The following is a 14246-nucleotide window of genomic DNA, read 5'->3' as shown; positions in this document are numbered from 1 at the left end:
TCAATGCACACCGATGACTCCGCACCCGCACTGCTGAATGCCGGTATCGATAAGGCGCTACACTTTGTTGCACAACGTCAACAGGACTACGGCGAGATCGCGGCTTACCGCTATTTCAATCCGCAATTGGAGGGGACCAATTGGCTGGATTCGTCGCCGTTTGCGACCACCTTTGCCCTGCATGCCCTGGCGTTTGTCGAGCACCCTTTAGCGGCGACAATGCGCGAAAAGGCGGCGAGGTTTTTGCTGGAGGCCATGGAGGGGGCCGGGCTGTGGCGCTATTGGACTTCACGAACGGGGCTAGTGATTGAACCCGACCTCGATGATACCTGCTGCGCGTCCTATGTGTTGCGCGCTACCTTGCCAAATCAGCCGGTTGTGCTCGCCAATCAGCAAGCGATCCTGGCCAATCGGCATGACGACGGCCTGTTTAAAACCTGGCTACGCACTGTGGGGCAGCCCAATGATATCGACTACGTGGTTAACGCCAACGTGCTGCTGTATCTGGGGGACAGGCCAGAAACCGCAGCGGCCAGCGCGGCACTGGTCAGGCTGATCAACCAACAGCCGGAGACTCATGGCAGCCATTATTACGTCTCACCTTTTGCTTTGTACTATGCCATTGCCCGCGCTTATGACAGCGGAGTCACCAGTTTGGGTGATTGCCGTTCGGTTATCTTGCAACGGCTGGAGGCACACCGTCACACCGACGGCGCTGGCTGGGGGGATGCGATGACGACCGCGCTGGCGGTATGCACGTTGGCCGCGTTTGGCGCGCTTGAGGCTCCGGGCTGGTTGGCTGGCATCAGGTACCTGCTGGCGTGTCAGCAACAGGATGGCGGATTTGAACGCATTGCCTTTTATGCGGGGCCGGAGCCGCCAACGCCGCATGGCGTGTATTGGGGATCGGAGGAGCTGACCACTTCGCTATGTCTGGAAGCTTTCGGGCGCTATCGGCAGGGGCACATGTGATGACGTTAAATCTGTTTTTAAATCAGGATAAGGCGCGGGCTTTCCATCAGACGGGCTATTTGCTGGTGGATTTTCTCGCCGAAGATGAAGTGAACGCGTTGACCGAGTTGTATGCCAGCCTGGAAAGCGGCGTATCCATGGGCTTTATCGCCAGTATGTTCAGCCAGCATACGGGTTACCGACAAACCGTCGATAACGCGATTAAAACCCGCTTTGCGGCAGCGTTGGCCACGCTCTTTAAGCCTCACCGCTGCCTGGCGGGTGCCTTCCTGGAAAAACGTCCGGTCCCTGAATGTGGTGTGGTGCCACTGCATCAGGACTGGACCTTCGTCGACGAAACGCAATTCCAATCGTTGAACGTTTGGTGTGCACTGGAGGATGTGGATGAGCATAACGGTTGTCTATGGCTGTTGCCCGGGAGCCACCTTTTCCCCACCCATCCGCGTGCACCCTTTGGGCCAGCACCTTGGATCGGCGCATTTGGTGCCGAGTTGGAGGGCGCAATGCGGCCGATGGTGATGAAAAAAGGGCAGGCGCTGATTTTTGGGCACGCGATGTGGCATGCCTCCAAACTTAACCATGGTCAAACCAGCCGGCTGGCGGCCAGCTGTTCCATCGTCCCGCAGGCGGCACCCCTCTTCCACTATTGTCACGATCGTCAGGCACAGAGCGATATTCACTGGGTTTTTGAACGTTATCAGGTGGATGAGGAATTTTTTAGCGGCTACCAGGTGGGGGCACCCGTTGCTGGGGTCTATCCGTCACAGCGGATCCTGGTGGATGTGCCAGTGCCGACCGCGGAACATCGCCAGGTGCTGGTGGAAAAAGTCCATCAGGCTCAGTATGTTGCGTCAGCAAGCGATGGATCATGAACGCGAGTACAGGCATTACCCGTCACGGTGTGGTCTTTGCCTTCTCGGGTTGTACGCCGATCACGGGTGAGTATGCCCGCTCGCTGGCCTGCCGGGAGCCTGCTTTTGATCATGCGCTGCATGAGATGGATGAGGTATTTGCCGAACACCTCGGTTGGTCGCTGCGGCAAACCTTGTTAAAGATGCCTCATGGCCAAACCATCCTGGATTTGCCACGGACGTTTCCCCTGGTGGTTGCGCTGCAAATTGCGATGGTCGCCGTGTTACGTGAACGGGGGATCGGCCCCTGTGCCGTGATCGGCTTGAGCGCGGGCGAGGTGTCGAGCGCCTACGTGTCCGGTGCCATTAGCCTGAGGGATGCGCTGTGTATTGCCGCAGACGGTGGGCGTCTCATGCAGGGTGAGGCGTCACTGCAACGCATGATGTTAGCCTGGGCCAGTGAGGATCAATGCCGTTCTCACCTCACGCCCTTTGCTGCTCATCTGGCCATTGGTGGCGTCATGGAGGAGAAACTCACCATTATTTCGGGCCAGCAGGCAGCGATCAGCGAGTTCAAATCTGTGCTGGCAGCAGCCAACATTCATACGCTGCTGCTACCCTTTCCCTGGGGAGTGCATACTCCGCTGATTGCCCGGGGCCGGCAGGAGTTTGAAACCCGCTTGCGAGCTATCGCCACTTCAGTGCCAGTCTTACCGATCGTGTCTACGTCACTGGGCCGTTGGGCCGGCTCGCAGCCCGATTTTGCCGTTGCCCATTGGTGGCATTTGTTTAGCTCGCCGGCGCAGTTTCTGCCGGCGGCACGATTGCTGATTGCGGCCGGGGCCAGACAGTTTGTTGAAATCAGTTCGGAGGCGACGATGAGTTATTCCATTCCCTCCCTGGGTGGGCAATGGGCGTCGTTCGAAGAGTTTATCGCGCTAAAGGGTCGCTATGTTTGAACTCAATCACCTCGCTGCGGTTTATTATGATCCTCACCTTCAGGTTTGGATCGTCAATCGCCGGGAAGAAATCATGGCGGTATTGTGCGACGCCAGGCAATTTAGTGCAATCGCCCTAGGTACGGGCGCATCGGTTACTCGTTGCCCACATAGCAGCGGTTTATTGCCGTTTGAAGACGCGTTGATGACCAGCGATCCCCCAATCCACTCTGCTCTACGTCGCCACTTTTCACGTTCGCTTAGTAAAGTGCAAATGGAGGACTATCAACGTCTGACGCAGGCTGAGCTTAATAAAATCATCTCAAGCTTATGCAGCGCCGGACGCGTCGAATTGATCCAGAAAGTCTGCACGCCACTCCTCATCATGGTCATGAGAGAACTGCTCGGGGCTGCAACGGTCGCTAAGGCCGAGACTGCCCGCTGGATGAGCGTATTCTCGCCAGGCAATGACGATCGGTCGCGGGTGGATCAAGGCGTTGCCCGTGATACGGCGGGTAAGGAGATATGGGCGGCGGTGCTGGCGGCAGGTAATAACGAGGCGCATGGGCTGCTGGCGGATCTATCGCGAGCCCATCAGTTTGGTGAGATCCAACCTGCCCAGGCTATCGATCTGTGTGCTTCGTTGCTACGCGGAAGCGCCGACACTCTGGGCTACCTGATCGGCAATACGCTGTTGGCTTTGCACTCAATGCCGGCAACCTTTGCCACCTTACGCGACAATCCGCAGGGCGTTGAAGCCGTTCTGGAGGCGAGCCTGATGCGTGACTCACCGTTGCAGATGACGATCAGGCAAACCACGCAGGCGGTATTATTGGGCGGCATATCGATCCCGCAAAACGAGCGGGTGATGCTGCTGATCGGCGAGGCGAATCGCCATGAGGCACAGACACAGCCAGGAACCCCCCGTAAAGCAGAGCTGGCATTTGGCGCCGGCGTGCACCGTTGCCCAGGGGCTTTGCTTGCTCGCATGATGGCAAAACAGATATTAACGGCGCTGATCGATAACTTCGATTCGTTGTTGGTTGAGAGCGATAGCGTGGTCTGGTCAAATCAGCTGGCGTTGCGGGGGCCGGAGCGGCTTTATGTGTGGTTCAATTACCCGCCTGATGGCGGGTAATTGAAGTAACGCTTACTTGGTGACTTTCTTGTACTTGATACGGCGAGGTTCCAATGCATCGGCACCCAGAGTACGTTTTTTGTACTCTTCGTATTCGGTAAAGTTACCTTCGAAGAACTCCACCTTGCCTTCATCCTGGTAGTCCAGAATGTGGGTGGCAATACGGTCAAGGAACCAACGGTCGTGCGAGATCACCATCGCACAGCCCGGGAACTCCAGCAGGGCGTTTTCCAGCGCGCGCAGGGTTTCGATATCCAGGTCGTTGGTCGGTTCATCGAGCAGCAGCACGTTACCGCCAACTTGCAGCAGCTTGGCCAGATGCAGACGGCCACGCTCACCGCCGGACAGTTCGCCCACGCGTTTGCCCTGATCGACGCCTTTAAAGTTAAAGCGGCCAACGTAGGCACGGCTTGGCATTTCGGTGTTGCCCACGCGCATGATGTCCTGGCCGCCGGAGACCTCTTCCCACACGGTTTTGGCGTTGTCCATGCTGTCGCGGAACTGATCGACCGAGGCCAACTTGACGGTATCGCCCAGCACGATGCTGCCGGAGTCAGGCTGTTCCTGCCCGGACATCATGCGGAACAGCGTGGATTTACCCGCGCCGTTCGGGCCGATGATACCGACGATGGCCCCTTTCGGTACCGAGAAGGTCAGGTCTTCAATCAGCAGGCGGTCGCCGTAGGATTTACGCAGATTGGTAACTTCCACCACTTTATCGCCCAGGCGGGTGCCCGGTGGGATAAACAGTTCGTTGGTTTCGTTACGTTTCTGGTATTCGGTGCTGTTAAGTTCTTCAAAGCGTGCCAGACGGGCTTTGCCCTTGGACTGACGGCCTTTGGCACCCTGACGTACCCACTCCAGCTCTTTCTCGATCGACTTGCGGCGAGCGGCTTCGGTTGAGGCTTCTTGCGCCAGGCGAGCGTCTTTCTGCTCCAGCCAGGAAGAGTAGTTACCTTCCCACGGAATGCCTTCGCCACGGTCCAGCTCGAGGATCCAGCCAGCCACGTTATCGAGGAAGTAACGGTCGTGGGTGATGGCCACTACGGTCCCTTCGAAGTCGTGCAGGAAGCGTTCCAGCCAGGCCACGGATTCGGCATCCAGGTGGTTGGTCGGTTCGTCCAGCAGCAGCATGTCTGGTTTTTCCAGCAGCAGGCGGCACAGCGCAACGCGGCGGCGCTCACCACCTGAAAGGTTGGCGATCTTCGCGTCCCACTCCGGCAGGCGTAATGCATCGGCAGCACGCTCTAACTGGGTATTGAGGTTGTGACCATCGTGAGCCTGAATGATCTCTTCCAGGCGACCCTGTTCAGCGGCCAGCTTGTCGAAGTCTGCCCCTTCTTCGGCGTACAGTGCGTACACTTCATCAAGGCGCTTCAGGGCACCGACCACTTCGGCCATCGCTTCTTCTACCGACTCGCGAACGCTGTGCTCCAGGTTGAGCTGCGGTTCCTGCGGCAGATAGCCGATCTTGATGCCCGGCTGCGGGCGAGCTTCCCCTTCGATATCGGTATCGATGCCGGCCATGATGCGCAGCAGGGTAGACTTACCGGAGCCGTTCAGGCCCAGTACGCCAATTTTGGCCCCAGGGAAGAAACTCAGGGAGATGTTCTTCAAAATATGACGCTTCGGCGGCACAACTTTGCCGACGCGGTGCATGGTATAGACGTATTGAGCCACGGTGCTCTGAGCCTCTCTATCAGTTTTTGTAGGATGTCTGGCGGCACGAGTGTAGCCCGTTTCAGCACCGGATCCCAGATCCCCTACGACGATCGCCAAGTATAACCGCTATTGCCCACCATTAGGTGAACTTTGCCGTTTCTCAGGGGGTAACGACGATCGCCACGCGGCGGTTTTCGGCGCGACCACTGGAGGTCGCGTTACTGGCCACCGGCTGGCGTTTACCCATGCCACGAGTGGTGATACTGGCACGTGGAATACCGACACCGGCCAGTACATCGGCCACGGCGTTGGCACGGCGCAGAGAAAGCTGGTCGTTGTAGCTGTCTTCGCCGTAGTTATCGGTGTGCCCATCCAGGCGGAATTGCGTGATGTCTACGCTCAGCAGTGCGCGGCCCATCTTCTCGACGATTTCGGTGCTTTGAGGACTTAACTTGCCGACGTTGTTACCGAACAGCACTTTGTCGGAAAAACCGAACTCCCAACCGTTATCGGTCAGTTTAAACCCTTGAGCCTGCAGCAAGGCGATCTGTGCTGCCGTCAGCCCCTGCGGTTTGCTCTGGCAGCCTGCCAGCGTGAGCAAGGCGATAAACATTAACGTCAGTAGGGAAAATGAGCGTTTAAAATTTTGCTGTAACATTGATTTTTTCTCTTATGGTTAATTGAGACTCGGTGCTGGCGCTATTTGCGCATCGCTAACCGCCAGCCTCCGTGGGACAAGTGTTTTGCCCGATACATCGCATCATCCGCTTCGTGAAGCAGATCCTGGGGTGTAGAGGCATGTTCGGGATAAAACGCGATGCCAATACTCAGCGCGGCAATCACGGTTTCCTTATTGTGCAACACAATAGGCTGCTGCATACACTCGATGATGTTGTCGGCGATCGGTAACACATCGTCGGTGTTGTTGAGCGGTGCCAGCAGAATGGCGAACTCATCGCCACCCATCCGAGCGACCAGATCGTGTTTGCGCAATCTGCTACGCAGCCGTTCTGCGATGGTGATCAATACGGTATCACCGGCAGCATGGCCGTGGTTATCATTCACTTCCTTGAAATGATTGCCGTCGATAAACAGTACCGCCAGATATTCATCGTGTTCGAGGTCTGCCAGTGAGCGACCCAGCTGATTTTCAAAGAAGGCGCGGTTTGGCAGCCCGGTCAGGCTGTCGTGGGTGGCCTGGTGGGTTAATGCATCATTCTCTTGTTGCAGGTGAGCTTGCCAGGTCTCGATCTCATCGAGCAGGCAGTTAAAGTCGCAACTCAGTTCATGCAGTTCGGCAATGGGGGCGGAAGGCACGCGTAGGTCGAAAGATCGATCGCGCCGCACCGTGTGGGCAACGTTGGCAATATCGTCCAATGAGGTCACGATCCCCTTGAGCATTCTGCGGGACAGCACCAGGGCGCACAGGGTACTGAGCGCCAGACAGACCAGCATACCCACCATGCCGCGCAGCAGGAATCTCAACAGGCTGTTGCCGTTGCCGGTCAACCAGACCAGCCCGATCTGATTGCCTTCATGGGTGATGGGCCACACCACCGCTTCCGGCAGAACCCAGTGGGCGACAAACTGCTCCAAGCCATGTAATGCGCCATTCGTTGAGTGAGTCCAACTGGCCAGGGAGACACCTTGCTTATCCAGGACTTTGGCTTCCGAAACCTCTTCGTTGGAGGCGATCAGCATCAGCGCTTCGCGAGCGGCGGGGCGATCCTCGAACACGACGGCGGCTTCAACGGTATAACTGATCGAGCGGGCGATCAGGTGCAGGTTATGGTTGGCGTAGGCGCGCAGGGCAAACAGCGCCACCAGCGTCAGGAAGATCCCCGCGGTGCCGACGGCGATCAGCGCCAGCCCGAGGTTCATCCGTTGCAGGACTTGGCCCAATGTAGGGCGAGAAGGAGTAGAACCTTTGCGGTATATCAGGCTCATAGCTGCGGCACCTTTTTGCGCGCCAGTTGCAGCACGTTAGGGTGAACACGCACGCCACTGCGCGCCAGGGCATCCAGATTCACTTTAAAACCCGTCTGATCGTTGCTGATTTGCAAACAAAAGGCACTGCCAACAGCACATTCCATATCCTTTTCGCTGATGCTGAGGATCGAGTGACCCGTGATCCGGTGGATGAAATCTTGTTTCTGCTCGGTATTAACTTCGCCCAAATACACCACGTCGCAGCTGGTTCCCAATTGCGGGTCTGCCAACTCGACCCGCAAGGTTTTTATTGGCCGCGCTGCCGTCAGTAATACCGGATCGAACAGACCTTCGGCATACTCGGCAGATGCCGTCACGCATAAGCGGATCGGGTCGGGTTTGGCGGGCCAGCGCGCATAGCTGATGATCCCCACCACCATGGTGGTAACGGCATGAATACGTTGTTGGTAGGGATCTTGCGTATCTGCCTTGACCAAGCTGGGCAACGTCAGTATCACCAATAGCAGGATCGGCAAAATGCGACGCGATCGGATCGGGTTACAGTGTAAGCCCTGCATCCGGGTTGCCAACCATCTGGCCATTATCGACATCTTCATCCGCCATTTCCGCCTACGGCCGGCTTGGTGGCACGGCAGTCTGATCCTGAGTAATTGAGCCTAGTCGAAAGGGAAAAAGCTTAGCCGCATACAATCACTCGCACTACCTGAAAAGCATTACCTGACCATCTTGGCTGCGGATTGTAGTATAAGAGATGTTTGCTGTGCGCTTTATGCGCGGTTTTATAAGATTTTTCCTAGGTTTTTTTGACAGTATGAAAACGCCCGGCAGGGTTTGCCAGGCGTTTTAGTTAAAAACTGTCTAGTCGGCGGCTATTATACCAGAGTTTTACGGCTCGCTTTTATGCGGTTAATCACCCATTTCTCAACTTCTACAATCAGGAACAGCGCAATGGCGATCATCAGCGTTACGCCCCAGTAGAACAGCGGCAGCGGCGCGGTGCCAAACAGCGAGTTCATAAACGGCAGATAGATGATGGCCATCTGCAGCAGTAACAACACGCCACTGACCAACCACAGGCCCTTGTTCAGGAACAGCTGGCGGTTGAGTGGGAAGCGGTCTGCGGTGCGGCAGTTGAACATGTAAACCCACTGCGCGGTGACCAGGGTTTGCAGCAGTACGGTGCGGATCAGCTCGCTGCTGTAGCCGCGCGGTGCCATCCAGGCTTCCAGCGCGAAGGCGCTGATGGCGATCAGCACGCCCACGAAGCCAATACGCCAGATGGCATGCAGATCCAAGACGTTACTGCCCGGCACCCTTGGTTTGCGGTGCATCAAGCCTTTTTCGGCAGGCTCATAGGCCAGGCCAAAGGAGAGGGTGGTGGAAGTTGCCATGTTCATCCACAGGATCTGGATGGGCGTCAGCGGCAGCATGGCACCGGCCAGAATGGCGATGATGATCAGCAGACCCTGCGCCAGGTTGGTCGGCAGTACGAACAGAATGGTTTTCTTCAGGTTATCGTAGACACGACGGCCTTCTTTTACCGCGCTGGCGATGGTGGCGAAGTTATCGTCGGTCAGCACCATATCGGCGGCTTCCTTAGTGACCTCGGTACCTTTGATCCCCATTGCGATGCCGACGTCAGCCTGTTTCAGGGCCGGTGCATCGTTGACGCCGTCGCCGGTCATCCCCACCACGCCGCCTTTATCCTGCAACGCTTTGACCAGACGCAGCTTATGTTCCGGGCTGGTACGGGCAAAGATATCGTAGCGCACGGCGGCCTCTGCCAGCGCCTGGTCATCCATATGCTCCAGTTCGGAGCCGGTGATGGAGTCCTGGCTGTTACCAATTCCCAGCATGGCACCGATCGCCATGGCCGTTTTCTGGTGGTCGCCGGTGATCATCTTCACGCGGATCCCCGCTTGCTGGCATTCGGCGATGGCGGCGACCGCTTCAGGACGGGGTGGATCCATCACGCCGGCGATACCGATAAACACCATCTGCTGGCGGATATCCCCGTGATCCAGTTCCACTTCGCCGTCTGGCGTCGTTTTACTGGCGGCGGCCACCATGCGTAAACCTTGCTCGGCGAAGCGCGACATCTCCGCTTCCCAGTAGCCGAGGCGGAAGGGCTGGATGCCAGAATCGGTCAGTTCGAACTCACACAATGAGAACAACACGTCCGGCGCACCGGTAAGGAACACCTGATTTTTGCCGGCGACCTGGCTACGTACCGCCATATATTTGTAACTGGAGTCAAACGGGATTTTAGCCAGTTGGCGTGTTTCACCTATCGCTAATCCCGCTTTCATCGCCAGCACTTTCAATGCGCCTTCCGTCGGGCTGCCGGTGACCAGCCAACGGCCAGTTTCATCCTGCTTGACCTGGCTGTCGTTACACAGGGTGATTGCGGTGATGAATTGTGCCAACGGCGGGATCTCTTGCACCTGCGCCGGTTTGTTATTGTCGGCAAAGAAAATGCCGCCGACCGGCTCATAGCTTTCCCCTTCAATACGGAAGGCACGATCGGCCATAATGACGTTTTTCGCCGTCATTTCATTCATGGTCAGCGTGCCGGTCTTGTCCGAGCAGATCACCGTCATGGAACCCAAGGTTTCCACCGTCGGCAGCTTGCGGATAATCGCGCGGTTACGTGCCATCGACTGCACGCCCAGGGACAGGATAATCGAAATGATGGCCGGCAGGCCTTCAGGCACCGAGGCTACCGCCAGGCTGATCAGTGCAACCAGCAGTTCACCAAGCGGCATATCACGCATCGTGAAGGCAAAGGCGAACAGCAACACCATCATCACCAGGATTAGGATGAAGATGTTTTTACCCAGGCGATCCATCTGCTGCAGCAACGGGGTGCGCTGGGTCTTGACGGTGGAGATCATCTCGCTGATGTGGCCGAGTTCGGTATAGCCGCCGGTCGCAATAACGACGCCTTTGGCATTCCCGGCGCTGATGGTGGTACCGGAGAACAGCAGGTTGGTACGATCGCCAATCATCACTTCATCAGGGATAGCGTCGGTCTGTTTTGACACTACGGTAGATTCACCGGTCAGGATAGCCTCTTCAACCTGTAGGTTGTGAGATTCCAATAACCGCAGATCGGCGGGAATTTTATCGCCAGGGCGCAATAACACGATATCCCCTGGAACCAAATCTTCCGCATTCACCGTGTGGTTAATTCCGTCACGCACCACAATCGCCTGACTGGAAAGCATATTCTTGATGCCTTTCAGCGATTTCTCTGCGCTATTTTCCTGCACAAAGCCGATAAGGGCATTGATCACGGCAACGCAGAGAATAACCACGGTGTCGATCCAGTGGCCCATAATGCCTTTGAGGAAGGCTGCGGCCAGCAGAATATAAATCAGCACATCATTAAAGTGGGCAATGAAGCGCATAAAGGCGCTTTTACCTGCCTGCTCCGGCAGGGCATTGGGGCCAAACTTCTTCAGTCGCTCGGCGGCTTCCTGTTCACTCAGGCCTTGTTGCTGGCCGTTCAGATGCTCAAGCGTTTGTTCAATATCATATTGATACCAGGCTTTTTCCGGCTTGGGCGGCTCTTGGTATTCAGTGGGGGAACGTGTTGGCATTGAGTGCCTCTCCTTAAAGTCAAAATCGTTCGAATCTAAGTCCCCATCTGTGTCGGCAGCCCATTTGCCGGGGTGATATTCCATTGTTTTCTGTCACACAGACGTGAATGCTAATAATTTTCAGTAAGCGGGTGGTCAAATATCTGCCGCGTGATAGTAAATAATCGCAAACTTGAGTTTTTGATCTGAGATAATAAAAGCCAAGTAATAGGAATTGTTTTAATCCGTATGGAAATGTTTCTGTATTAACGTCTCTGCAATGTAATTTTTTGTATAGGAATACTCTCGTCTACTAAGAAAACTATAGATCACCGGTGTTATTGTGTGATGAAAAATTTCCTACAATCCCGTGGTTTTTCAAAACGTCGTCTGACTCTCCGGGCTGGCGCGGCAGCCTGGCTGCGCCGTTTTCATCCGCGTTGATAAACTTGTTATAAAGTAATGAATGGATACGCGTTTTTGCTGTCTATGATTAATACTGATGCCAGCCCATGGCGGCGGTACGGTTTTGTTCCCGGCGTGGTTTCCCACGGTGGGGCGTGAGACACTCGCAGAGCAGGATCCACTGGCCTGTTGGCTGCTGACGCGGCGCGGCAACGGGGTGGATCGGTTCTGGCAAGCTAACCCAGCGAGGAAAGAGTAAGTATGGTCAAGGTGGACAAATGGCGGTTGTGGGCTGTGGGCCTGTGCCTGACGGCATTTTCTGGTGCAACATTGGCAGACTCCCTGGAAGGTGAACGCCAGCGTTATCTGCAAATCAAGCAGGCTTGGGACAGTAAACAGATGGATGTGGTGGCGCAGTTGATGCCCACGCTGGAGGATTATCCTCTGTATCCTTATCTGGAATATCGCCAGTTGACGCAGGATCTCGGTACGGCCAGCGCGGCTCAGGTTCAGCAGTTTTTGCGGTTGCATCCTACGTTGCCACCGGCAAAATCGCTGTCTGCCCGTTTCGTCAACGAGTTGGCGAGCCGTCAAGACTGGACCACCCTGCTGGCTTTCAGCCCGCAAGAACCTAAACCTGTCGCGGCACGCTGTAATTTCTATTACGCCAAGTGGGCTACCGGCGATCAGCAGGCGGCCTGGGCCGGCGCCGATGATATCTGGATGAGCGGTAAAACCTTGCCGGGCTCCTGCGATAAGCTGTTCAGCGTCTGGCAGGCTGCTGGTAAGCAAACGCCGTTGAACACCCTGTCACGCATGAAGTTGGCACTGAAAGAAGGCAATAGTAGCCTGGTGAATTATCTGTATCGCCAACTGCCAAGCGACTATCAGACCATGGGGGATGCCCTGGTGAAGTTGCAAAACGATCCTACCACGCTGGAGTCTTTTGCCCGTAGCGTAGGCCCCACGGACTTTACCCGTTCGGCCACCAGCATCGTCTTCGCCCGGTTGGCTCGCCAGGATGTAGAAAATGCGCGAGCGATGATCCCAACGCTGGCCCGTTTGCAGAAAATGAGCGAAAGCGAAAAGTTGGGGATGGAAGAGGAAGTAGCCTGGCGATTGATGGGCAACGATGCCACCTTTGAGCAGACCCAATGGCGCGATCGGGTGATCCTGCGTAGCCAACAGCCAGCCTTGCTGGAACGCCGCGTGCGAATGGCGTTGGGCGTGGGGGATCGTCAGGGGCTGAAAACCTGGCTGGCTCGTCTGCCTGAGGAATCGCGCAACAAGGACGAATGGCGCTACTGGCGCGCCAGTGAACTGATTGATGAAGGTAAACGCAGCGAAGGAGAAGTGATGCTGCGTAGCCTGATGAACGAACGCGGCTTCTACCCGATGGTCGCAGCGCAAAAATTGCAGGTGGCTTATCCGGTGATGGTTGCGGTGGCGGCAAAACCGCGCGCCGATCTGGTGAGTGGCCCAGAAATTGCCCGGGTGCGCGAGCTGATGTATTGGAATATGGATAACCTGGCGCGCAGCGAGTGGAGCTCATTTGTTGCCAGCCGCAGCCGTCCTGAGCAGGAAGCGCTGGCCCGCTATGCCTTTGAGCAGAAATGGGCCGATCTGAGCGTACAGGCGACCATCGTTGGCAAGCTGTGGGATCATCTTGAAGAACGTTTCCCGATGGCCTGGCCGCAGGAGTTCCGCCGCGCTACCGAAGATAAAGGCATTACGCCGAGCTATGCCATGGCGATTGCCCGCCAGGAAAGCGCCTGGAACCCCAAGGCGCAGTCGCCGGTCGGGGCAGCAGGTTTGATGCAGGTGATGCCGCGTACCGCTAAACACACGGTAGATCTGTTTGGCATCCCGGGTTACACCAGCCCGAGCCAGCTGTTTGATCCGCAAACCAATATCACCATTGGCACCAGCTATCTGGAATCGGTGTATCAGCAGTTTGGTCGTAACCGCATTCTCTCGTCTGCGGCCTATAACGCTGGCCCATCACGGGTGAATACCTGGTTAGGTAATAGCGATGGCCGTGTGGATGCGGTGGCGTTTGTGGAAAGCATTCCGTTCTCGGAAACCCGCTCGTACGTGAAGAACGTGCTGGCTTATGACGCATTTTATCGTTACTTCATGCATCGGCCAGCGAAAGTGCTGACCGATGCCGAGTGGCAACGGCGTTATTGATAAATAGTGCATTGACCCCCCTCACCCTAGCCCTCAGGGAGAGGGGACCGAATGTGCCACAACTTGGCTTCTTCGTCGGATCTTTGCCACTGCAATTGCCAAACTTAATCTCATCACTTTTCCAACTCCCTCTCCCTGTGGGAGAGGGTTGGGGTGAGGGGGGCTGCTCCGGTATTTTGACGGCTACCGGGTCTATGCTATGCTGCTGTACTAGTTAAATAGTATGGTGGCTGGCATGACGCAATTATCGCTAAACGATCCCGCTCTTTCAGAACAAGGCAACGAAGATTGGCTGCGCTTTGTCGAGCTGTTACAGAGTTCATTCGACCAGGATTTGCACCAACCGTTGATGCAACTGCTGCTGACGCCGGATGAGCGTACCGCGTTGGGGACAAGGGTGCGGATTATTCAGGAACTGATGCGTGGTGAGATGAGCCAGCGCGAGCTGAAAAATGAACTGGGGGCGGGTATCGCGACCATCACCAGAGGCTCCAACAGCCTGAAGATGGCAACCCCAGCGCTGAAACAGTGGCTGGAGCAGCAACTACTGGGGTGAAAC

At 56.2% G+C, this 14246-nt stretch carries 11 protein-coding genes; 6 read left to right on the top strand and 5 right to left on the bottom strand.

All coding sequences use genetic code 11. The annotated features are described in order from the left end of the window. The first annotated feature begins 3 nt into the window (after positions 1–3). Genes ACRDCA_RS20000 through ACRDCA_RS19985 form a run of 4 tightly spaced genes read left to right on the top strand, consistent with a single transcriptional unit; the run spans position 4 to position 3899 of the window. The gene (locus ACRDCA_RS20000; RefSeq protein ID WP_438691109.1) at positions 4–972 is read left to right on the top strand and encodes a hypothetical protein; all 969 of its coding nucleotides are present in this window, start codon (positions 4–6) and stop codon (positions 970–972) included. Next, on the top strand, positions 972–1844 hold the full coding sequence (locus ACRDCA_RS19995; RefSeq protein WP_438691145.1) for a phytanoyl-CoA dioxygenase family protein: 873 nt from the start codon (positions 972–974) through the stop codon (positions 1842–1844). The genes ACRDCA_RS20000 and ACRDCA_RS19995 overlap by 1 nt, the downstream gene beginning before the upstream one ends. Further along, positions 1841–2782 (top strand): acyltransferase domain-containing protein, encoded by a 942-nt coding sequence (locus ACRDCA_RS19990; RefSeq protein WP_438691108.1) that lies wholly within the window; start codon positions 1841–1843, stop codon positions 2780–2782. The genes ACRDCA_RS19995 and ACRDCA_RS19990 overlap by 4 nt, the downstream gene beginning before the upstream one ends. Beyond that, the gene (locus ACRDCA_RS19985) at positions 2775–3899 is read left to right on the top strand and encodes a cytochrome P450 (protein WP_438691107.1); all 1125 of its coding nucleotides are present in this window, start codon (positions 2775–2777) and stop codon (positions 3897–3899) included. The genes ACRDCA_RS19990 and ACRDCA_RS19985 overlap by 8 nt, the downstream gene beginning before the upstream one ends. Positions 3900–3911: 12 nt before the next feature. Here ACRDCA_RS19985 and ettA read toward each other — a convergent pair whose 3' ends face one another. From ettA to ACRDCA_RS19960, 5 genes are all read right to left on the bottom strand, one after another. Beyond that, positions 3912–5579, bottom strand: a complete 1668-nt coding sequence (gene ettA / locus ACRDCA_RS19980) for an energy-dependent translational throttle protein EttA (protein WP_438691106.1) — start codon at positions 5577–5579, stop codon at positions 3912–3914. 142 nt (positions 5580–5721) lie between these two features. Further along, positions 5722–6219: an OmpA family protein gene (locus ACRDCA_RS19975; RefSeq protein WP_438691105.1), complete on the bottom strand. Its 498-nt coding sequence runs from the start codon at positions 6217–6219 to the stop codon at positions 5722–5724. A 41-nt stretch (positions 6220–6260) separates the two neighbouring features. Further along, a complete protein-coding gene (locus tag ACRDCA_RS19970; RefSeq protein ID WP_438691104.1) occupies positions 6261–7508 on the bottom strand; it encodes a diguanylate cyclase domain-containing protein in 1248 nt (415 codons plus the stop codon). Beyond that, entirely contained in the window at positions 7505–8107 is a 603-nt protein-coding gene (locus ACRDCA_RS19965; protein WP_438691103.1) for a YfiR family protein, read from the bottom strand. The genes ACRDCA_RS19970 and ACRDCA_RS19965 overlap by 4 nt, the downstream gene beginning before the upstream one ends. A gap of 276 nt (positions 8108–8383) precedes the next feature. Continuing rightward, the gene (locus ACRDCA_RS19960; RefSeq protein WP_438691102.1) at positions 8384–11113 is read right to left on the bottom strand and encodes a cation-transporting P-type ATPase; all 2730 of its coding nucleotides are present in this window, start codon (positions 11111–11113) and stop codon (positions 8384–8386) included. 654 nt (positions 11114–11767) lie between these two features. Here ACRDCA_RS19960 and sltY point away from each other — a divergent pair. Both sltY and trpR read left to right on the top strand, forming a co-directional pair. Beyond that, positions 11768–13687 carry a murein transglycosylase gene (gene sltY, locus ACRDCA_RS19955; RefSeq protein ID WP_438691144.1) on the top strand — a complete coding sequence of 640 codons (1920 nt, stop codon included), beginning with the start codon at positions 11768–11770 and terminating at the stop codon, positions 13685–13687. Between the two features lie 235 nt (positions 13688–13922). Further along, positions 13923–14243, top strand: a complete 321-nt coding sequence (trpR, locus tag ACRDCA_RS19950) for a trp operon repressor (protein ID WP_029987425.1) — start codon at positions 13923–13925, stop codon at positions 14241–14243. Positions 14244–14246: the final 3 nt, after the last annotated feature.

The sequence above is a fragment of the Serratia sp. (in: enterobacteria) genome, from assembly GCF_051654945.1.
Lineage (GTDB): Bacteria > Pseudomonadota > Gammaproteobacteria > Enterobacterales > Enterobacteriaceae > Chania.
The sequence above is the reverse complement of the archived record's forward strand: the minus strand, read 5'-3'. Positions and strand labels throughout refer to the sequence as shown.

What these genes read in the sequence shown, in the direction of transcription:
- ACRDCA_RS19960 (WP_438691102.1), bottom strand. Translation starts at nt 11,113, where the DNA reads ATGCCAACACGTTCCCCCACTGAATACCAAGAGCCGCCCAAGCCGGAA.
- ACRDCA_RS19970 (WP_438691104.1), bottom strand. Translation starts at nt 7,508, where the DNA reads ATGAGCCTGATATACCGCAAAGGTTCTACTCCTTCTCGCCCTACATTG.
- ACRDCA_RS20000 (WP_438691109.1), top strand. Translation starts at nt 4, where the DNA reads ATGCACACCGATGACTCCGCACCCGCACTGCTGAATGCCGGTATCGAT.
- ACRDCA_RS19990 (WP_438691108.1), top strand. Translation starts at nt 1,841, where the DNA reads ATGAACGCGAGTACAGGCATTACCCGTCACGGTGTGGTCTTTGCCTTC.
- ACRDCA_RS19975 (WP_438691105.1), bottom strand. Translation starts at nt 6,219, where the DNA reads ATGTTACAGCAAAATTTTAAACGCTCATTTTCCCTACTGACGTTAATG.
- trpR (WP_029987425.1), top strand. Translation starts at nt 13,923, where the DNA reads ATGACGCAATTATCGCTAAACGATCCCGCTCTTTCAGAACAAGGCAAC.
- ACRDCA_RS19995 (WP_438691145.1), top strand. Translation starts at nt 972, where the DNA reads ATGACGTTAAATCTGTTTTTAAATCAGGATAAGGCGCGGGCTTTCCAT.
- ACRDCA_RS19965 (WP_438691103.1), bottom strand. Translation starts at nt 8,107, where the DNA reads ATGAAGATGTCGATAATGGCCAGATGGTTGGCAACCCGGATGCAGGGC.
- ACRDCA_RS19985 (WP_438691107.1), top strand. Translation starts at nt 2,775, where the DNA reads ATGTTTGAACTCAATCACCTCGCTGCGGTTTATTATGATCCTCACCTT.